Source organism: Mycolicibacter nonchromogenicus, assembly GCF_002101775.1.
Taxonomy (GTDB): domain Bacteria; phylum Actinomycetota; class Actinomycetes; order Mycobacteriales; family Mycobacteriaceae; genus Mycobacterium; species Mycobacterium nonchromogenicum.
The window spans coordinates 1-17624 of the sequence record NZ_LQPI01000082.1 but is presented as its reverse complement, the minus strand read 5'-3'; the positions used below and the strand labels follow the sequence as shown (position 1 = coordinate 17624).

General features: G+C 67.4%; 13 protein-coding genes. 5 read left to right on the top strand and 8 right to left on the bottom strand.

Translation table 11 applies throughout. From position 1 onward, the window contains the following. Positions 1-2145, top strand: a 2145-nt coding sequence (locus AWC18_RS19615) for an ATP-binding cassette domain-containing protein (protein WP_208858400.1), incomplete at its 5' end; no start/stop codon positions are given. Between the two features lie 6 nt (positions 2146-2151). On the opposite strand, the gene AWC18_RS19610 is transcribed toward AWC18_RS19615, so the two are convergent. The 5 genes from AWC18_RS19610 to AWC18_RS19590 are packed head-to-tail and all read right to left on the bottom strand — an operon-like array spanning position 2152 to position 6997. Further along, a complete protein-coding gene (locus tag AWC18_RS19610; protein ID WP_085139820.1) occupies positions 2152-2721 on the bottom strand; it encodes a pentapeptide repeat-containing protein in 570 nt (189 codons plus the stop codon). Then, the gene (locus AWC18_RS19605; RefSeq protein ID WP_085139822.1) at positions 2718-3251 is read right to left on the bottom strand and encodes a GTP-binding protein; all 534 of its coding nucleotides are present in this window, start codon (positions 3249-3251) and stop codon (positions 2718-2720) included. The genes AWC18_RS19610 and AWC18_RS19605 overlap by 4 nt, the downstream gene beginning before the upstream one ends. Positions 3252-3309: 58 nt before the next feature. Then, entirely contained in the window at positions 3310-3726 is a 417-nt protein-coding gene (locus AWC18_RS19600; protein ID WP_085139823.1) for a DUF742 domain-containing protein, read from the bottom strand. A 17-nt stretch (positions 3727-3743) separates the two neighbouring features. Then, positions 3744-4187, bottom strand: coding sequence for a roadblock/LC7 domain-containing protein (locus tag AWC18_RS19595; RefSeq protein WP_085139819.1), 444 nt, complete (start codon positions 4185-4187; stop codon positions 3744-3746). Then, positions 4184-6997, bottom strand: a complete 2814-nt coding sequence (locus tag AWC18_RS19590; RefSeq protein ID WP_085139818.1) for an ATP-binding protein — start codon at positions 6995-6997, stop codon at positions 4184-4186. The genes AWC18_RS19595 and AWC18_RS19590 overlap by 4 nt, the downstream gene beginning before the upstream one ends. Before the next feature lie 343 nt (positions 6998-7340). On the opposite strand from AWC18_RS19590, the gene AWC18_RS19585 reads away from it, so the two are divergent. Then, on the top strand, positions 7341-7805 hold the full coding sequence (locus AWC18_RS19585) for a tRNA (cytidine(34)-2'-O)-methyltransferase (protein WP_064998888.1): 465 nt from the start codon (positions 7341-7343) through the stop codon (positions 7803-7805). A 68-nt stretch (positions 7806-7873) separates the two neighbouring features. Here the strand turns inward: AWC18_RS19585 and AWC18_RS19580 are convergent, their stop codons facing one another. After that, on the bottom strand, positions 7874-8521 hold the full coding sequence (locus tag AWC18_RS19580; RefSeq protein ID WP_064998889.1) for a nitroreductase family protein: 648 nt from the start codon (positions 8519-8521) through the stop codon (positions 7874-7876). Between the two features lie 193 nt (positions 8522-8714). Then, on the bottom strand, positions 8715-11981 hold the full coding sequence (locus AWC18_RS19575; protein WP_085139817.1) for an error-prone DNA polymerase: 3267 nt from the start codon (positions 11979-11981) through the stop codon (positions 8715-8717). A 115-nt stretch (positions 11982-12096) separates the two neighbouring features. Here AWC18_RS19575 and AWC18_RS19570 point away from each other — a divergent pair, with 115 nt between their 5' ends. Then, positions 12097-12528: an MmpS family transport accessory protein gene (locus AWC18_RS19570; protein ID WP_064998891.1), complete on the top strand. Its 432-nt coding sequence runs from the start codon at positions 12097-12099 to the stop codon at positions 12526-12528. Then, positions 12525-15437: an MMPL/RND family transporter gene (locus AWC18_RS19565; RefSeq protein WP_085139816.1), complete on the top strand. Its 2913-nt coding sequence runs from the start codon at positions 12525-12527 to the stop codon at positions 15435-15437. Before AWC18_RS19570 ends, AWC18_RS19565 begins: the two co-directional genes overlap by 4 nt. Positions 15438-15456: 19 nt before the next feature. On the opposite strand, the gene AWC18_RS19560 is transcribed toward AWC18_RS19565, so the two are convergent. Then, a complete protein-coding gene (locus AWC18_RS19560) occupies positions 15457-16317 on the bottom strand; it encodes a universal stress protein (RefSeq protein ID WP_085139815.1) in 861 nt (286 codons plus the stop codon). 88 nt (positions 16318-16405) lie between these two features. On the opposite strand from AWC18_RS19560, the gene otsB reads away from it, so the two are divergent. After that, positions 16406-17518, top strand: coding sequence for a trehalose-phosphatase (gene otsB, locus AWC18_RS19555; RefSeq protein WP_085139821.1), 1113 nt, complete (start codon positions 16406-16408; stop codon positions 17516-17518). The last annotated feature ends 106 nt before the right edge of the window (positions 17519-17624 follow it).

Here is a 17624-nt window from a genome sequence, read left to right as displayed (position 1 = left end):
CCGGCCTATCAGTCGGTTCCCCCCAGCCCGCCCGCCGATGCGTCACTGCGTCCGGGCTATCAGCCGCCCGCGCAACCTCCTGCGCCGCCGGTGGGGCCCGCCGGGGCGTTCTCCGCGCACCAACCCGCCACCCGGATGGCTCCGGTGTCGTCGACGCCGCCGGAAGCCGGCAACATCGCCACCCGCATGATGGACATCCTGCGGCCGGCCTCCAGCTCGGTGGCGGCCGCACCGGCCGGTGCTCTGACCATCGGTCGGGCCACCGACAACGACGTCGTGATCTCCGACGTGCTGGCCTCGCGCCACCACGCCATGCTGATCCCCACGCCGCTGGGCACCGAGATCCGCGACAGCAGAAGCATCAACGGCACGTTCGTCAACGGTGTCCGGATCGGTTCGGCGATCCTGTCCGAAGGCGACCTGGTCACGATCGGCAACGTCGACCTGGAGTTCACCGGTGGCACCCTGGTGCGTCGCGTCGAGTCCGCCCCGGGCAGCGGCGGACTCGAGGTCCGCGACGTCTGCTTTGACGTCGAGGGCGGCAAGCGGCTGCTCAACAACATCTCATTGACGGCCCGGCCCGGCACCCTGACCGCGATAATCGGCGGTTCGGGCGCCGGCAAGACCACGCTGGCCCGCCTGATCGCCGGCTACACCAGCCCCAGTTCCGGCACCACCCTGTTCGAGGGCCACAACATCCACACCGAGTACGCCTCGTTGCGCAGCCGGATCGGGATGGTGCCGCAGGACGACGTGGTGCACCGCCAGCTGACCGTCAACCAGGCATTGGGCTACGCCGCTGAGCTGCGGTTGCCGCCCGACAGCAGCCAGGCCGACCGCGATCAGGCTGTCGCGCGGGTCCTCGAAGAACTCGAGATGACCAAGCACGCCGACACCCGCGTGGACAAGCTCTCCGGTGGCCAGCGCAAACGCGCCTCGGTGGCCCTGGAGCTGTTGACCGGACCGTCGCTGCTGTTGCTCGACGAGCCGACCTCAGGCCTCGACCCCGCGCTGGACCGCCAGGTGATGCTGATGCTGCGCGGCCTGGCCGACGCCGGGCGCGTAGTCATGGTGGTCACTCACTCGGTGGCCTATCTCGATGTCTGCGACCAGATTCTGCTGCTGGCCCCCGGCGGCAAGATTGCCTATTACGGCCCGCCCAAAGAGGTCTTCCCGGCCATGGGTGCCGACAATTGGGCCGATATCTTCGCCAACGTCGGCGCCGACCCCGACGAAGCCAACCGGCGCTTCCTTGAGCGCAACGGGGGCCAGCGATCCTCGACGGCATCAGCCGAGGCACCGCCGGCCGACCTCGGTAAACCGGCCGCCACCAGCCTGCTCAAACAGCTGTCGACAATCGCCCGCCGTCAGGTGCGGCTGATCGTCTCCGACCGTGGTTACTCGATATTCCTGGCCTTACTGCCGTTCATCGTCGGCATATTGTCGTTGACCGTCGAAGGCAGCCATGGCCTTGGCGTGCCCGGGCCTGATGCGCCGACCGAACCGCGGTACATCATGGTGCTGCTCAACATCGGTGCGGTCTTCATGGGTACCGCGCTGACCATTCGAGATCTGATCGGCGAACGCCCCATCTTCAAACGAGAACAGGCCGTGGGCCTGTCGACGGTGGCTTACCTGCTGGCCAAGATCGCGGTGTTCTGCGTGTTCGCCACGGTCCAGGCCGCCATCGCGACCACGATCGTGGTGGCGGGCAAGGGCGGCCCCGCGCGCGACGCAGTGCTCTTCGGCAGCGTGAACTTCGAGTTGTTCCTCGGGGTTGCCGGCACCTGCGTGGCCTCGGCGATTCTGGGCTTGGCGCTGTCGGCATTCGCGCAGTCCAACGAGCAGATCATGCCGATGCTGGTGGTGTCGATCATGTCGCAGCTGGTGCTGTCCAGCGGAATGATCCCAGTCGGCGGCCGGACCGGCCTCGACCAGCTGTCCTGGCTCACCCCGGCGCGCTGGGGTTACGCGGCGGGCGGGTCGACCGTCGACTTCAACACCCTGATGAATGCGCCCCAGATCCCCAAAGACCGTCTGTGGGACCACACCAAAGGCATCTGGCTGCTGGACATGGCCATGCTGGCATTGCTGTCGGTGGGTTACTCCGTGCTGGTGTGGTGGAAGATCCGGCTCAAGCGCTAGGGAAATTCAGGAATCCTCGGCACTGTCGAGGCGCAGCCCGTGGGCAGCGGCGTAGGTCAGCGCCTGGGCGATGTCGATCCGAGCGCCGGTCAGTGAGGCCGTGGTCCACAACGTGGGGTCGGTGCGCGCACCACGCAGGTCCGCCTCATCCAGCCGGGTGCCGATAGTCCGGGCGCCGGTCAGGTCGGCGCCCCGCAGCACCGCTTTCCGCAGATCCGCCTCCACCAGGTTGGCCTCGCGCAGCCGACAACCACTGAAGTCCACCGCCCGCAGGTCGCTGCCGCCGAGTCCTGCCAGGGTGAAGTCCACCTCGTCGAACACCAGCGGCCGCAGCCGGCAGTGCACGAATTGCGAGCCCAGCATGCTGCACTGGACGAATTCGGAATGCCACAAGGAGGTCCGCTCGAAGCGACAGTTGCGAAACGCCGAACCGCGGTGCACCGACTCGCCGAGGTCGGCACCGGTGAAGTCGCACTCGTCGAACACCACCCGCTCGGTGCGTAACCGCGACAGGTCGGCATCTCGAAAGTCATGGCCGGTGAATTCGCGTCCGGCCCACTGTTGCGAATCGCTCAAGCCTGCGTCGCCAGGGTGGACAGCGCGTATTCGCTGATCGCGATGAGCGCGTCGCGGGCCGACCGGGGGTCTCGCGCATCGACGGCGATCACCGGGATGTGCTCGGCCAGAGCCAGGGCCTTACGCACCGCGGCGACCGGGTAACGCGGTGCGCCGTCGAACTCGTTGACCGCGATCAGGAAAGGCAGATTGCGGTGCTCGAAGAAGTCCACAGCGGCGAAGCTGTCCTGCAGCCTGCGACAGTCGACCAGGATGATCGCTCCGATGGCACCGCGGACCAGGTCGTCCCACATGAACCAGAATCGGCGCTGGCCCGGAGTGCCGAACAGATACAGCACCAAGTCGTCGGCCAGCGTGATGCGGCCGAAGTCCATCGCCACCGTGGTGGTCCGCTTGTCGGGGGTGGGCTCCAGGGCGTCGATGCCGGCGGAGGCGTCGGTGACCAGGGCTTCGGTGCGCAGCGGCATGATCTCCGAGATCGTGCCGACGAACGTGGTCTTGCCGACCCCGAATCCGCCCGCGATGACGATCTTCGTCGAGGCCGAGTCTCGCGGAGTCGCGGACCTGTCCGGGCGCTGCTCTGGGGGCCTATCCCAGCGCTCGTAGGCCACGAAGGGTCCTTCCTATCAGGTCTCGGCGTTCGTCCCGGGTGGATGCCTCGGTCAATGTGGCACGCACCCGAAGGTATCCCGACGTGACCAGGTCGCCCACCAGGACGCGTGCGACGCCCAGCGGCAGGTTCAGCCGGGCCGAGATCTCGGCGACCGACGGCGCCCCCTGACACAGTTCGACGATCCGTCCGCGCGGATCGTCGACCGGCCATTGGTTGGGCCGGGCCACCTTCAGGGCCTGCACCGGAGCCTCCAACGGCAAGGGCACGTCGGTGTGGGTTCTACCGGCCGTCAGCGTGTAGGGACGGACCAGATTGGCCTCAGTCTCCTGGTCCTCTCGGGACTCTTGGGCCACCGGAGTCTGCGGGCGCGACCAACGCTCGGGGATGTCCATCACCATTCACCGTCGCCTCACGCGTGGCCGCCCTGCGACGGCGCCGACCGACGCACCGATGCGACCACCGCTCCGACTCGTTCCACCAGAACCGCCATCTCGTACCCGATTTGGCCGATATCGCAGGACGCGCTCGCCAACGTCGCGAGGTGCGAACCATCTCCGACTCGCATCAGCAGCAGGTAGCCGTGCTCCATCTCCACCACCGACTGCAACACCCGGCCGCCTTCGAACAACTGCGACGCCCCTGTCGCCAGGCTGGCCAATCCGGACGCCACCGCAGCCAACTGGTCGGCCCGCTCGGGGGGCAGGTGCTCGCTGGCGGCCACGGTCAGACCGTCGACGGACACCAGCACCGCATGCGACACCCCGGGCACCTCGCGGGCGAAATTGGAAACCAACCAGTCCAAGGAGTTTGCCGCAGCGCGGCGCTGGTCGGTGGGATCGGTGGGGAAGGTCATTGCTGGTTCTGTCCCTGGTCGGTGTCGAAGCCCTGTTCAGAGCCCTTGTCCAAGCCCTCTTCCCGGGCGTGCGATCGTGCGGCGTGCACCCCGCCGAAGTGACTGCTGATCGAGCGGCGAATGGCCGCGGGATCCCGTTCCAGTGGCTCGTGGGCGGGCTGGGACGGTACGCCGTTGGATGTTACCGGCTGTTCCGGCTCCGCTGCACCGGGCGCGGGACCGTGGGGGGCGTCCTCGACCGCCGCCGGTGGCTCTGCGGCCGAGCCGGGTACCAGCCGGGCGCCGGGCTCGCGGACGGGCAGACCGTGCTCGGTGTGGGCGGTGACCGGCACATTCTCTGCTTCGACGGCCACCGACCATCCCCGGTCCCACACCGACTGCCAGTCCAGGTCGGCGCGCAGGCTGGGCTCGTTGGGGTCATTGGCCACAGACTCTGAGAGCATCCGCTGGTAGATCGCGTCGTGCTCCGGCTCGGGTTCGGGCTCGGGTTCGGGTTCGGGCGCAGCGGATCTGACGCGGGCGCGCGCCGCGAAATATCCCGACGTATCAGCGGGCGCGAACTGCTCGGCCACCGGTCCGGGCGTCCGCTGGGAGGTGGGCTCCTGCGGCTGCTCCTGGGCTTCCCACCATGGTTGCGGCAGCTCGCGACGTTCGGGAGCCGGCGGCTGCGGTGGCTCCGCGGGCACGCCGGTGATGCCGCTGGATCCCGGGGTTCGTCGCGGCAGCAGCGAGACGACGGGACCGGCCTCGGCAGCGTCGGCGTCCTGGTCGGGCTCATCCGACTGTGGGTAGGGATCGGGCTGGTACTCATCCGGTTGGCCCGGCGACGGTTCGGGCGGTAGCGGTTTAGCCGGGGCGAACGAGGGCTGTTCGGACGGTGCGGGTTCCGCGACGGGGCTGACGGTCAACAGGTGCGGCGGCAGATACACCTCGGCGGTGGTGCCGCGAGATCCCGGCGAGGCCGGGAACAGCCGGACCTCGATCTCGTGCCGAGCCGCCAGCCGGGAAATCACGAACAGCCCCATGTGGCGGGCGTTCTCCGGACTGAACTCACTCCCAGCCGCCAGACGCATGTTGGCCATCCGCAGGTCAGCGTCGGTCATCCCCAATCCGAGGTCGACGACCTCGACCACCACCCCGCCGTCGTTCGCGAAACCGGCGACCACCCGCACGGGCTCGGTCGGCGGCGAATAGCGCAGCGCGTTGTCGATCAGTTCCGCGAGCAGGTGCACGCAGTCCGCGGCAGCTGCGCCGATCACGGTGGTGTCGGGCACCAGCACGGTCTGGACCCGCTCGTAGCCCTCCACCTCCGAGGCTGCTGCGCTGATCAGGGTCGCCAGCGGAACCGGCCGGCCCCGCTCCTGCGGCACCCGCGCACCGGCCAGCACCAGCAGGTTCGCACCGTTTCGCCGCATCCTGGCGGCCAAATGGTCCAACCGGAACAGGCTCTCGAGTCGGTCGGGGTCGTCCTCATCGCGCTCCAGCCGGTCGATGAGCGCCAGCTGCTGATCGACCAGTGACCGGTTGCGTCGCGACATCGTTTCGAACATCTCGTTGACCAGGCGCCGCAGCCGTGCCTCGTCTCCGGCGAGCAGCAGCGCCTGGGCGTGCAGCTCGTCGACGGCGTGGGCGACCTGCCCCACCTCCTCGGTGGTGTACACCGGCAGTTGGTCGGGATCACGGTCTGAATCGACCTCGCCGGCACGCAACCGGGCGATCTCCTGTTCGAGGTCGGTGTGGGCGACCTTCAGCGCGCTGTCGCGCAGAGTGCGCAGTGGTTGCACCAATGACCGCGCCACCAGCCACACCGCCAGCAGCGTGGCGGTGATCGCGGCCAGCACCAGCACGGCGTCGCGGAGGGCGGCGGCGCGCCGGTCTGCGGCCCGATCCTCCACCGCGGCGGTGACCGCACCGGTGTTCTCGCTGATGATCCGGGCGGCGATCTGGTCTGTGGTACGGATCGAATCGCGCAACACCGGGTTGTTGGGCAACACCTGTTCGGGGTCGGACATGATCGACATCCGGGTCACCAGCTGCTGTTGCAACGACTTGGCGTCCGGCGAGTCCACCCCGAGCACCTCGGTCATCCCGAACAAGGTCGACGGCTCGGTACCGGCCAGGGTCATCATCGAGGTGCGCAGCTCCGGATCCGGCAGCTCGCCGCCCCGGTTGACCAGCAGCTCCTGCATCATCATCTGGCCCCGAGCGCCGACCGCACGGCTCAGCGCCTCGGTCTGCGCGCGAATCCGCTCGCTGTCCACCCGTACCGACCCGTTGATGGCATCCTCGGCGGTCAGCAGGATCGGCGCGTAGCCGGTCACCTCCTCACGCAGACCGACGCCGGTGGTGGAGACCGAATTCAACAGGGCTTGACCGCGATCGATCAGCGACTCCACCCCGGAACGCACATCGGTCGCCACGTCGGTGTGCGTGAGCCGAGACTGCAGCTCGTATCTGCGGTTCTCGAAGTTCTTCCTGGCGCCTTCGGCGTCGCCGTCGGAGGATGCGGCCACCAGCGCGTCGCCCAGCGCGGACATGTAATTGGTGATCGCCGGGATCATCTCGGCGCGGTCGGCGACCAATTGGAGCCGGTTGGACTCGGCGAGCGCGTTGGACACCCGCAGTCCACCGAAGAGTCCGGCCAGGGCCAGCGGCAGCAACGCGATCGCCAGCACCTTCCACCGCACCGGCCAGTTGCGCACCGACCATCGCGACGGGCGTTTGAGCGCCGCGGACTCCGGCTTGGGGCCGTCCTCGGCTGGTTCGTCCAGGACCTGATCCACCTCTTCCGGGTGGTCAAAAAGCGTCACCGGTCGGCGGCCGACTCGTCGACCGATCGGCTGAAATTCACCGTCTGCGCCTCATTCATCGGACTCTCCGGACATCGCACCCGCACAGCGGGTTTGCGGTGTTGTTCACGGCATAGCAATTCGACGAGTATGCCAGTTGGCCGCAGAGCTGGCCAGAATTTTTACTGAACAGAACACTTTCCGAGACCTTCGCGTGTCTTGGCGTACTTCAGTCGAGCAAACAGACCAACGAGCTGTGATCGCCCCTCGATGTGGTGTCCGTTGACGTCGCGAGGTGTAGCCTGCCTGCCGCGGCGAGCGGAGGTCGTTCGCTTCTCGGCTGGCGGCATACCAAGATGCTGTTGTGTTCCGCGTGATGTTCTACTCGCCCCGCATCCCACCCAATACGGGCAACGCGATCCGGATGGTGGCGGCGACCGGTGCGGAGCTTCATCTGGTGGAACCCATGGGTTTCGACCTGTCCGAGCCGAAGCTGCGACGGGCCGGCTTGGACTATCACGACCTGGCCTGGGTACGGGTGCATTCGTCACTGCCGGCGGCGTGGGAGGCGCTGGGCGACAGCCGGGTGTTCGCGTTCACCGCCGGCGCCCACACGCCCTACACCGACGTGAGCTATCAGCCCGGGGACGTATTGATGTTTGGTCCCGAACCCACCGGTCTCGATGAGGCAACGTTGGCCGACCCCCACATCACTGCGCGGGTACGCATCCCGATGCTGGCCGGGCGACGGTCACTGAACCTGTCGAACGCCGCCGCCGTGGCCGTCTACGAAGCGTGGCGCCAGCACGGTTTCTCCGACGGGGTGTGACCCGCCGCGCTTGCGATCACCAGTGCCATATTGGTGACCCGCCGCGCCCGGCTCCGCCGCGCTTGCGATCACCAGGTGTCGAAGTGCGCCACCTGCTCGGCCGGCAGCCGCTTGGCCGGCTTGAAGTCCGTGCCCTTGGTGTAGGCGATCGGGAACAGCCCGCCCTGGCTGTAGTTCTCGTACGGGATGCCCAGAATTTCGGCAGCCTGCCGCTCGCCATCGCCCAGCAGGTGCAGGGTGGTCCAGCACGAACCCAGGCCCCGGTTGCGCAACGCCAGGCAGTAGCTCCACGCGGCCGGGAACAACGACGCCCAGAACGATGCGCCGAACCCCAGCGACCCGGTCTCGGGCTTTCCCTCCAGGCACGGGATCATCAGCACCGGCACCTCCTGCAGGTTCTCAGCCAGATATCTGGCTGATTCGCCGATGAACTCCATCCGCTCGGTGCGCACGTCGCCGTCGCCGTAGTCGGGCTTGGCCCGGTCCAGATACGGCAGGGCGTTGGCGCGGTAAATGTCGGCGATCGCCTGCTTCTTGACCGGGTCGGTGACGAACACCCACTGCCAGCCCTGAGCGTTGGAGCCGGTGGGCGCCTGCAGGGCGATCTCGAGACACTCCATCAGCACCTCGCGGGGAACCGGCTTGTCGAGATCGAGTCGCTTGCGAACCGATCGCGTGGTGGTCAGGACTTCGTCCGCGGACAGGTTGAGGTTCATGGGTGGAGGTTACCGTTGGGCTTGATGCGGCGGTCCAGCTTCGCCTCTCCTACGTCGAACCTCGCTGACCGCCGGGCTTACTGCGGCGGCCCAGCTTCGCCTCTCCTACGTCGAACCTCGCTGACCGCCGGGCTTACTGCGGCGGCCCAGCTTCGGCTCTCCTACGTCGAACCTCGCTGACCGCCGGGCGAGGCTACCGGAAGTCCCGGGAGCGCGAACTCACCGCCAACTCAAGGGGGTCCAGCCGCTCGGCCAGCACGGTGACCGCCCCACTGGCGTTCTGCACCCGCCCGCGGATCAGCAGTGCCGTCGCAGTCTGCGCCAGCCGTCGATGCCGCTTCCACACCCCCGGCGTGCACAGCACGTTGACCATCCCGGTCTCGTCCTCGAGGTTGACGAACGTGACCCCGCGAGCGGTCGCCGGCCGCTGCCGATGCGTCACCGCCCCGGCCACCAGCACCCGGGTTCCGTCGGGAACCGCGGTCAGCCGCACGGCCGGAATCACCCCGAGCGCATCGAGATCGGCGCGCAGGAACTGGGTCGGGAAGCTGTCGCAGGACACCCCGGTGGCCCATACGTCGGCGGCAGACAACTCGATCTCACTCATCCCGGGCAAGGCCGGGGTATGTGTCGCAACCCCCACCCCGGGCAGCCGGTCCGGCCGCTGTCCCGCCGCAGCTCCGGCCGTCCACAACGCCTCACGGCGGGACACTCCGAAACAGGCGAACGCGCCGGCGGTCGCCAGCGCCTCAACCTGGGGAACCGAAAGCTGAACCCGCGCAGTCAAATCCAACATCGATGCGAATGGCCCATGAGCCTCACGGTCGGCCACCAGCCGCTCGGCCAGCTCGGTGCCGATGCCACGGACCGCACCCAGCCCGAGCCGAACCTGCGTGCCGGCCTCGGCCAGTGTGGCGTGCGCCAGGCTGGCGTTGACGTCCGGGCGGTGCACCACGACCCCGTGCCGGCGGGCGTCGGCGACCAGCGACTGCGGCGAATAGAAGCCCATCGGCTGAGCCCGCAGCAGCGCAGCGCAGAACGCCGCCGGGTAGTGCAGCTTGAACCAGGCCGAGTAGAACACCAGCGACGCGAAACTCATCGCGTGACTCTCCGGAAATCCGTAGTTGGCAAAGGCTTCCAGTTTCTCGTAGATTCGGTCGGCCACCTCGCCGGTGATGCCGTGGCACTGCGCCATGCCGCTGTAGAACCGGTCGCGCAATCGGCGCATCCGCTCCGGCGAGCGCTTGGACCCCATCGCGCGGCGCAACTGGTCGGCTTCGCCCGCGGTGAATCCGGCGCAGTCCACTGCCATCGTCATCAGCTGTTCTTGAAACAGGGGAATTCCCAATGTTTTCTCCAGCGCCCGCACCATGCATGGATGCTCATAGGTAACCGGGTCGATGCCGTTGCGGCGGCGGATATAGGGATGCACCGACCCGCCCTGGATCGGCCCGGGGCGGATCAGCGCCACCTCCACCACCAGGTCGTAGAACACCCGCGGGCGCAGCCGCGGCAGGGTGGCCATCTGCGCGCGCGACTCCACCTGGAACACCCCGACCGTGTCGGCACGCGCCAGCATCTCGTACACCGCCGGCTCGGACAGATCGATCGCGGCCAGGTCCACCTCGACACCGCAGTGCTGCGCCACCAGGTCGATCGCGTAGTGCAATGCCGACAGCATCCCCAGACCCAGCAGGTCGAACTTCACCAAACCGATTGCCGCGCAGTCGTCTTTGTCCCACTGGAGCACGCTTCGTCCGGGCATCCGGGCCCATTCCACCGGGCACACGTCGGCGATCGGGCGGTCACAGATCACCATGCCGCCGGAGTGGATGCCCAGGTGCCGCGGCAGGTCGGCGACCTGGTCGGCCAACTCGATCACCTGCTCGGGGATGCCGTGAAGATCGGCGTCCTCTCGGCCCGGTGGGCCCCACCGGCTCAACTGCTTACTCCAGGCGTCCTGTTGCCCCGGCGAATAGCCCAGCGCGCGAGCCATGTCCCGCACGGCACTGCGGCCCCGATAGGTGATGACGTTGGCCACCTGAGCGGCGTGGTCTCGGCCGTACTTGTCGTAGACGTACTGGATCACCTTTTCGCGTTCGTCCGACTCGATGTCGATGTCGATATCGGGTGGGCCATCGCGGGCCGGAGACAGAAAACGTTCGAACAGCAGTCCGTTGGCCACCGGATCCACCGCGGTGATACCGAGGGCGTAGCAGACCGCGGAGTTGGCCGCCGATCCCCTGCCCTGGCACAAGATGTCGCTGCGCCGGCAGAACTGGGTGATGTCGTGGACCACCAGGAAGTATCCGGGAAAACCCAGTTGGGCAATGACTTCCAGTTCGCGTTCGATCTGGGCATACGCGGCGGGCATGCGTTCGGGCGGGCCGTAGCGCCGCATGGCGCCATCGAGGGCCAGCTGCCGCAGCCAGCTGTCCTCGGTGTGCCCGTCCGGGACGGCAAACGGCGGCAGCCGCGGGGAAATCAGCGTCAGCGGAAAAGCGCACCGTTCACCGAGCTCGGCCGCAGCCGACACCGCCGACGGATGGGCTGCGAACATTCGGGCCATCTCCGCGCCGGATCGCAGATGCGACCCCCCCAGCGGAGCCAGCCGGCCGGCGGCGGCGTCCAGTGACTGGCGCGCCCGCACCGCTCCCAGCGCCATCGCCAGCCGGGCCCGATCCGGCCGGGCGAAATGCGCGCCGGTGGTGGCCACCAGCCCCACCCCGAACCGGGACGCCAGGCCGGCCAGCACCGCATTGCGTTCGTCATCGCACGGATCACCGTGCCTGGTCAGCTCCACGCTGACCCGCGCAGCCCCGAACCGGTCCACCAGATCAGCCAGCGCGGCGGCGGCCGCATCCGGGCCACCGGTGGCCAGCGCCTGACGGACGTGGCCCTTACGGCAGCCGGTCAGGATGTGCCAATGTCCGCCCGCCGCCTCGGTCAGCGCGTCCAGATCGAAACGCGGCCTGCCTTTCTCACCGGCCAGGTGCGCGGCCGCGATCTGCCGCGACAACCGCCGGTAACCCTCCGGACCGCGGGCCAACACCAGCAGGTGCGGACCGGGCGGGTCCGGGGCGTCGGTACGGGCCACCTGCCCCAGCGACAGCTCCGCGCCGAACACGGTGGCCATATCCAGCTCGGCGGCCGCCTCGGCGAACCGGACCGCCCCGTACAGACCGTCGTGATCAGTCAGTGCGATCGCCCGCAGGCCCAGCCGGGCAGCCTCGGCGACCAGCTCCTGCGGTGTGCTGGCCCCGTCCAGAAAGCTGTAGGCCGAGTGGGCGTGCAACTCGGCATAGGGCACTGTTCGCCCACTCGGCCGGGGAGGCTCGACCTGCGGAGATGGCGGACGATGATCCGTCGATGCACCGGCCGAAACACCGGTGTGACGAGGCTTACCATCGAGCACCCGCTCCATTTCCGCCCAGCTCGGCGGCCCACTACCCCAGCCCACACCCCTGAGAATATCGAACATACGTGCGAAACGGCCTGTGCTGGGTGTGAAAAAGAACTTTGATGCACTAATCTGTGTCAGATTCCGGCACGATGCGAAAGGGCCACCTACTTCCATGTTCGGCGCTCTCAGACGCGCGTGGCTACCCCTGCTCATCGTCCTAGTCGTCGCGGTAGGGGGGTTCACCGTGCAACGAGTCCGTGGCTTCTTCGGAGGCGACGACAGCAGCTCTGCATCGGTCCCCTTCGAGGACACCAAGCCGTTTCACCCCAAGGTCGTGGTCTACGAGATCTTCAGCCCGGACGGCACCTACGCCGACATCAACTACCTGGACCTCGACGCCACGCCGCAGCGCCTCGACGGCGCCAGCCTGCCGTGGTCGCTGACCCTGTCGACCACCAACCCGGCGGTGAGCCCCAACATCGTCGCCCAAGGTGACGGCACCACCATCGGCTGTCGCGTCATCGTGGACGGCGAAGTCAAAGAAGAACACATCTCCACCAGCCCTGTGAGCGCCCAGACCTTCTGCATCGTGAAATCCGCATGAGCAAACACACCAACGACCCCAACGGCGAAACCCCGACCGAGACGCTGCCGGCCGCGCAGCCGCCCAAGCGCAGCGGTATCCCCGCGTGGATCCGCCGCCTCGCGGTGCCCATCATCTTGGCCTGGCTGGCGCTCACCGTGGTGGTGAACGTCATCGTTCCGCAGCTCGACGAGGTCGGGAAGATGCGAGCGGTGTCGATGGCCCCCCGCGACGCCCCCGGGATGATCGCGATGATGCGCATCGGCAAGGTGTTCGACGAGTTCAAGTCGGACAGCTCGGGCATGGTCGTCATCGAAGGCGATGAGCCACTGGGCGACGAGGCGCACCAGTACTACGACGAACTGGTCGCCAAAATGGAGGCCGACCACGTCCACATCGAGCACGTCCAGGACTTCTGGAGCGACCCGCTGACCGCAGCGGGGTCGCAGAGCCCGGACGGCAAAGCCGCCTATGTTCAGGTGTACCTGGCCGGCAATATGGGCGAGACCTTGGCCAACGAGTCGGTCGAGGCCATCCAGAAGATCATCGCCGACACCCCGGCGCCCCCGGGAGTGCAGGCCTACGTCACCGGCGGGGCCGCCCTCAACGCCGATCAGCACATTGCCGGCGACAAGAGCCTCAAACTCATCACCGCGCTGACCTTCGTGGTGATCATCACCATGCTGCTGTCCATCTACCGGTCGATCGGCACGGTGCTGTTGGTGCTGGGCATGGTGGTCTTCGAGCTGAGCGCGGCGCGCGGCGTGGTGGCCGTGTTGGGCTACTACAACATCATCGGCCTGTCGACGTTCGCGGTGAACCTGCTGGTGACCCTGGCCATCGCCGCCTCAACGGACTATGCGATCTTCCTGCTCGGCCGCTACCAGGAGGCCCGATCGCTCGGCGAGGACAAAGAGTCCGCCTTCCACATCATGTATCACGGCACCGCGCACGTGATCCTGGGTTCGGGGCTCACCATCGCGGGCGCGACCTTCTGCCTGCACTTCACCCGACTGCCCTACTTCCAGTCGCTGGGTGTTCCCCTGGCGATCGGCATGATGGTCGTGGTCCTCGCGGCGCTCACCTTCGGCTCCGCAGTGGTGGCGGTCGCCAGCCGCTTCGGCATGCTGGAGCCCAAGCGCGCCATGCGAATCCGCACCTGGCGGCGCATCGGTGCGCTGATCGTGCGCTGGCCCGGACCGGTGCTGGTCGCCACCACAGCGGTCTGCCTGGTGGGGCTGCTCACCCTGCCGGGGTATCGGACCAACTACAACGACCGTGACTACCTGCCGGATTATGTGCCGGCCAACATCGGCTATGCCGCCGCCGACCGACACTTCTCCCAGGCCCGGATGAGTCCGGAACTGCTGATGATCGAGACCGACCACGACCTGCGCAACCCGGCGGACTTCCTGGTCATCAACCGGATCGCCAAGCGCGTGTTCGAGGTGCCGGGTATCGGGCGGGTGCAGACCATCACCCGGCCGCTGGGCACGCCGATCGAGCACACCACGATCCCGTTCGCGATGAGCATGCAGGGCACCACCCAGCAGCTCAACATGAAATACATGCTCGACAGCATGAAGAACATGCTCAAGATGGGCGACGACATGCAGGTCTCCATCGACAGCATGAAGCAGATGCTCGAAGTCACCCGTGAGATGTCGGCGACCACGCACAGCATGGACGTCAAGATGCACGAAATGCTCGACGACATCCAGAAGATGCGCGACTCGATCGCCGACTTCGACGACATGTGGCGCCCGATGCGTAACTACTTCTACTGGGAGCCGCACTGCTTCGACATCCCGATCTGCTGGTCGATCCGGTCGATCTTCGACGTGATGGACGGCCTCGATCAGATGACCGAGGATTTCGAGAAGGTGCTGCCCGACATCGACAACCTTGACCGGTTGATGCCGCGGATGCTCGAGATCATGCCGCCGATGATCGAGACGATGTCGAACATGCGGGTCACCCAGCTGAAGATGCAGTCCACCATGGAGGGCCTGCAGCTTCAGATGGAGAAGATGATGGAGGGCCAGAACGCCATGGGCAAGGCGTTCGACGAGTCCAAGAACGACGACTCGTTCTACCTGCCGCCGGAGGCGTTCGACAACCCCGACTTCAAGCGCGGCATGAAGATGTTCCTGTCCCCCGACGGGCACGCGGTCCGGTTCATCATCTCCCACGAGGGCGACCCGATGTCCGAAGAGGGCATCTCGCACGTCCTCCCGATCAAACACGCTGTGCACGAAGCACTCAAGGGCACCCCGCTGGAAGGCTCCAAGGTCTACCTCGGTGGCACCGCAGCCATGTTCAAGGACATGAAGGATGGGTCGTCCTACGACTTGATAATCGCCGGCATCGCCTCGTTGTGCCTGATCTTCATCATCATGTTGCTGATCACCCGGGCCGTGGTGGCCTCGGCGGTGATCGTCGGCACGGTGTTGCTCTCGCTGGGCACGTCGTTCGGGATCTCGGTGCTGATCTGGCAGCACATCATCGGGCTGGATCTGCACTGGATGGTGCTGGCGATGTCGGTGATCATTCTGTTGGCGGTGGGTTCGGACTACAACCTGCTGTTGGTGTCCCGGATGAAGGAAGAGCTGCACGGCGGACTCAAGACGGGCATCATCCGCGCCATGGGCGGCAGCGGCTCCGTCGTCACCTCAGCCGGCCTGGTGTTCGCGTTCACCATGATGTCGATGGTCGTCTCCGACCTGAAGGTGATCGGTCAGGTGGGCTCCACCATCGGGCTGGGTCTGCTCATCGACACCCTGGTGATCCGGTCGTTCATGACGCCCTCGATCGCCGCGTTGCTCGGCCGCTGGTTCTGGTGGCCGCAGCGGGTGCCGTTGCGGCCCTCACCGGCGGCGCAGCACGTCGTCGCGCGACGGGCGGCCACCGAGCCGGTATCGGTCGGCTGACGCCCCTCGTCAGACCTCGTCAGGCCGAGCGGACGACCATGACCGGGGTGTGGGCCGACTGCACCACCGCCTGGCTGACCGAGCCCAGCAGCATGCCGGTGAAGCCGCCGCGGCCGTGGCTGCCCACCACCACCAGCTGAGCCTCCTGGGATTGGTCGACGAGCTGGTCGGCCGGCCGGTCGTCCACGACCACCCGGCGCACGGCGACGTCGGGGTAGCGCTCCGCCCAGCCCGCCAACTGTTCGGCGAGGGCCAGCTCGCCTTCGGCTGCCAGTGCCGCCGTGTCGACGCCGGGGAAGTCCTGCAGACCGGTGTCGTGCCAGGCGTACACCGCGACCAGGTCCACCCCGCGCAACGAGGCCTCTTCGAACGCCAACGCCGTTGCGGCCTCCGACACCGGGGAGCCGTCGACACCGACGACCACCGGTGCGGTGTCAGGGCGCCGATGGTCTTCGTGGATGACCACGACCGGGCAGTTCGCGTGGCGCACCAGTGACGAGCTGACCGAACCGAGCAGCAGCCGGCGCATCCGCCCGTGCCCGCGTGATCCGATCACCAGACGGGCGGACTCACGACTCATATCCACCAGCATCGGCACCGTGGAGCCCACGACGATCTCTGCGGCGACTCGTGTCGCGCCGGCCGCCTCGGCGATCTCGACGGCCTCACGCAGGTGGCGTTCGCCCTGCTCGCGCTGCCACTCGGTATAGCCCGGCGGCATCGGCGTCTCGGGAAAGGTCATCACCACCGGCGAAGCAAGCACGTGAACCAGGTTGAGCGGCAGGTTGTGCAGCACCGCGTTACGCGCTGCCCAGTCGACTGCTGCCACCGACGACGGTGATCCGTCGACACCGACCAGGATTCCGGGAGTGGACGACATTGGGCGCTCCTCTGCGTTCCGGGACCTCTCTTGACCCCTACCACGCTAATCGGAGCACGACTGTGGCACCGTGGTGGACATGGTTGGCATGTCGGTCACGATCGACCCGCGCCGGCATGACGCGGTGCTGCTGCGCCTTGACGTCGGCGCCGACACAGCGTTGACCGAGCGACTGCGACGCGCCGGCGTGCGGGTGGGTGCGACCCCCCGCAGCCACGACAGTCCAAGCGCCGAATTGGTGGCTGCCGCCGCCGACCTGGCGGTACGGCCGGGCCGCTGCGTGGTGCTCACCGACTCTGAATCGGTGGTAATCGCCGCTCACAGTGCCGGATTCGCCCTGGTGATCGGCGTGGGGTGCGACGGCGGTGACGCGATGGTGGCTGATCCGAGTGCGGTCGACGTGCGCACCGGCGATCGGCCGATGTCGGCGTTGCCGGATGCGATGACGGCTGCGGAGCTGCACGACCTCGATCATCCGGCGGTGTTCTTCGATTTCGACGGCACGCTCTCCGACATCGTCGACGATCCCGACGCGGCCCGGCCGGTGGCCGGCGCCATGGAGGCGCTGGCGGCATTGGCCGCCCAGTGCCCGGTCGCGGTGCTGTCCGGTCGCGACCTGGCCGACGTACGGAACCGGGTTGGGCTGGACGGGATCTGGTATGCGGGTAGTCACGGCTTCGAGCTGATCGGGCCCGACGGAGCCCACCACCAGAACGATGCCGCCGTCGATGCGGTCCAGATACTGGCCGACGCAGCCGGTTCGCTCGCTGAGCAACTCGGTTCTATCCCGGGAATCATGGTGGAACACAAGCGCTTCGCGGTCGCCGTACACTACCGCAACGCCGCCCGGGATCGGGTCGGACAGGTATTGTCAGCGGTGCGTGAGACCGGTCGGCGCCGCGGACTGCGGGTCACTACTGGGCGCGAGGTGATCGAGCTTCGGCCCGAGATCGATTGGGACAAGGGCCGTACGCTGCACTGGCTGCTGGATCGGATGCCCGGGGTGAAGACACCACTGTTCCTCGGCGACGACATCACCGATGAGGACGCGTTCGATGCGGTGGCCGAACTGTCCGGTGCCGGGATAGTGGTGCGGCACAACGACGACGGCGATCGTGCGACCGCCGCGCGGTACGCGCTGGAGAGCCCGGCGCAGGTCGCCGAGTTCACCGCGCGGCTGGCGAAACGCCTGGCCGACTAGCTAGGGCACGTCGTCGTCGCTTTCCTGTAGTAGCCGCTCTGGGTGGTGGTAGTGGTTGGTGCGGGGTTGGCCTTTGTCGTGGTGGGGTGGGGGCAGGGTTTGGGTG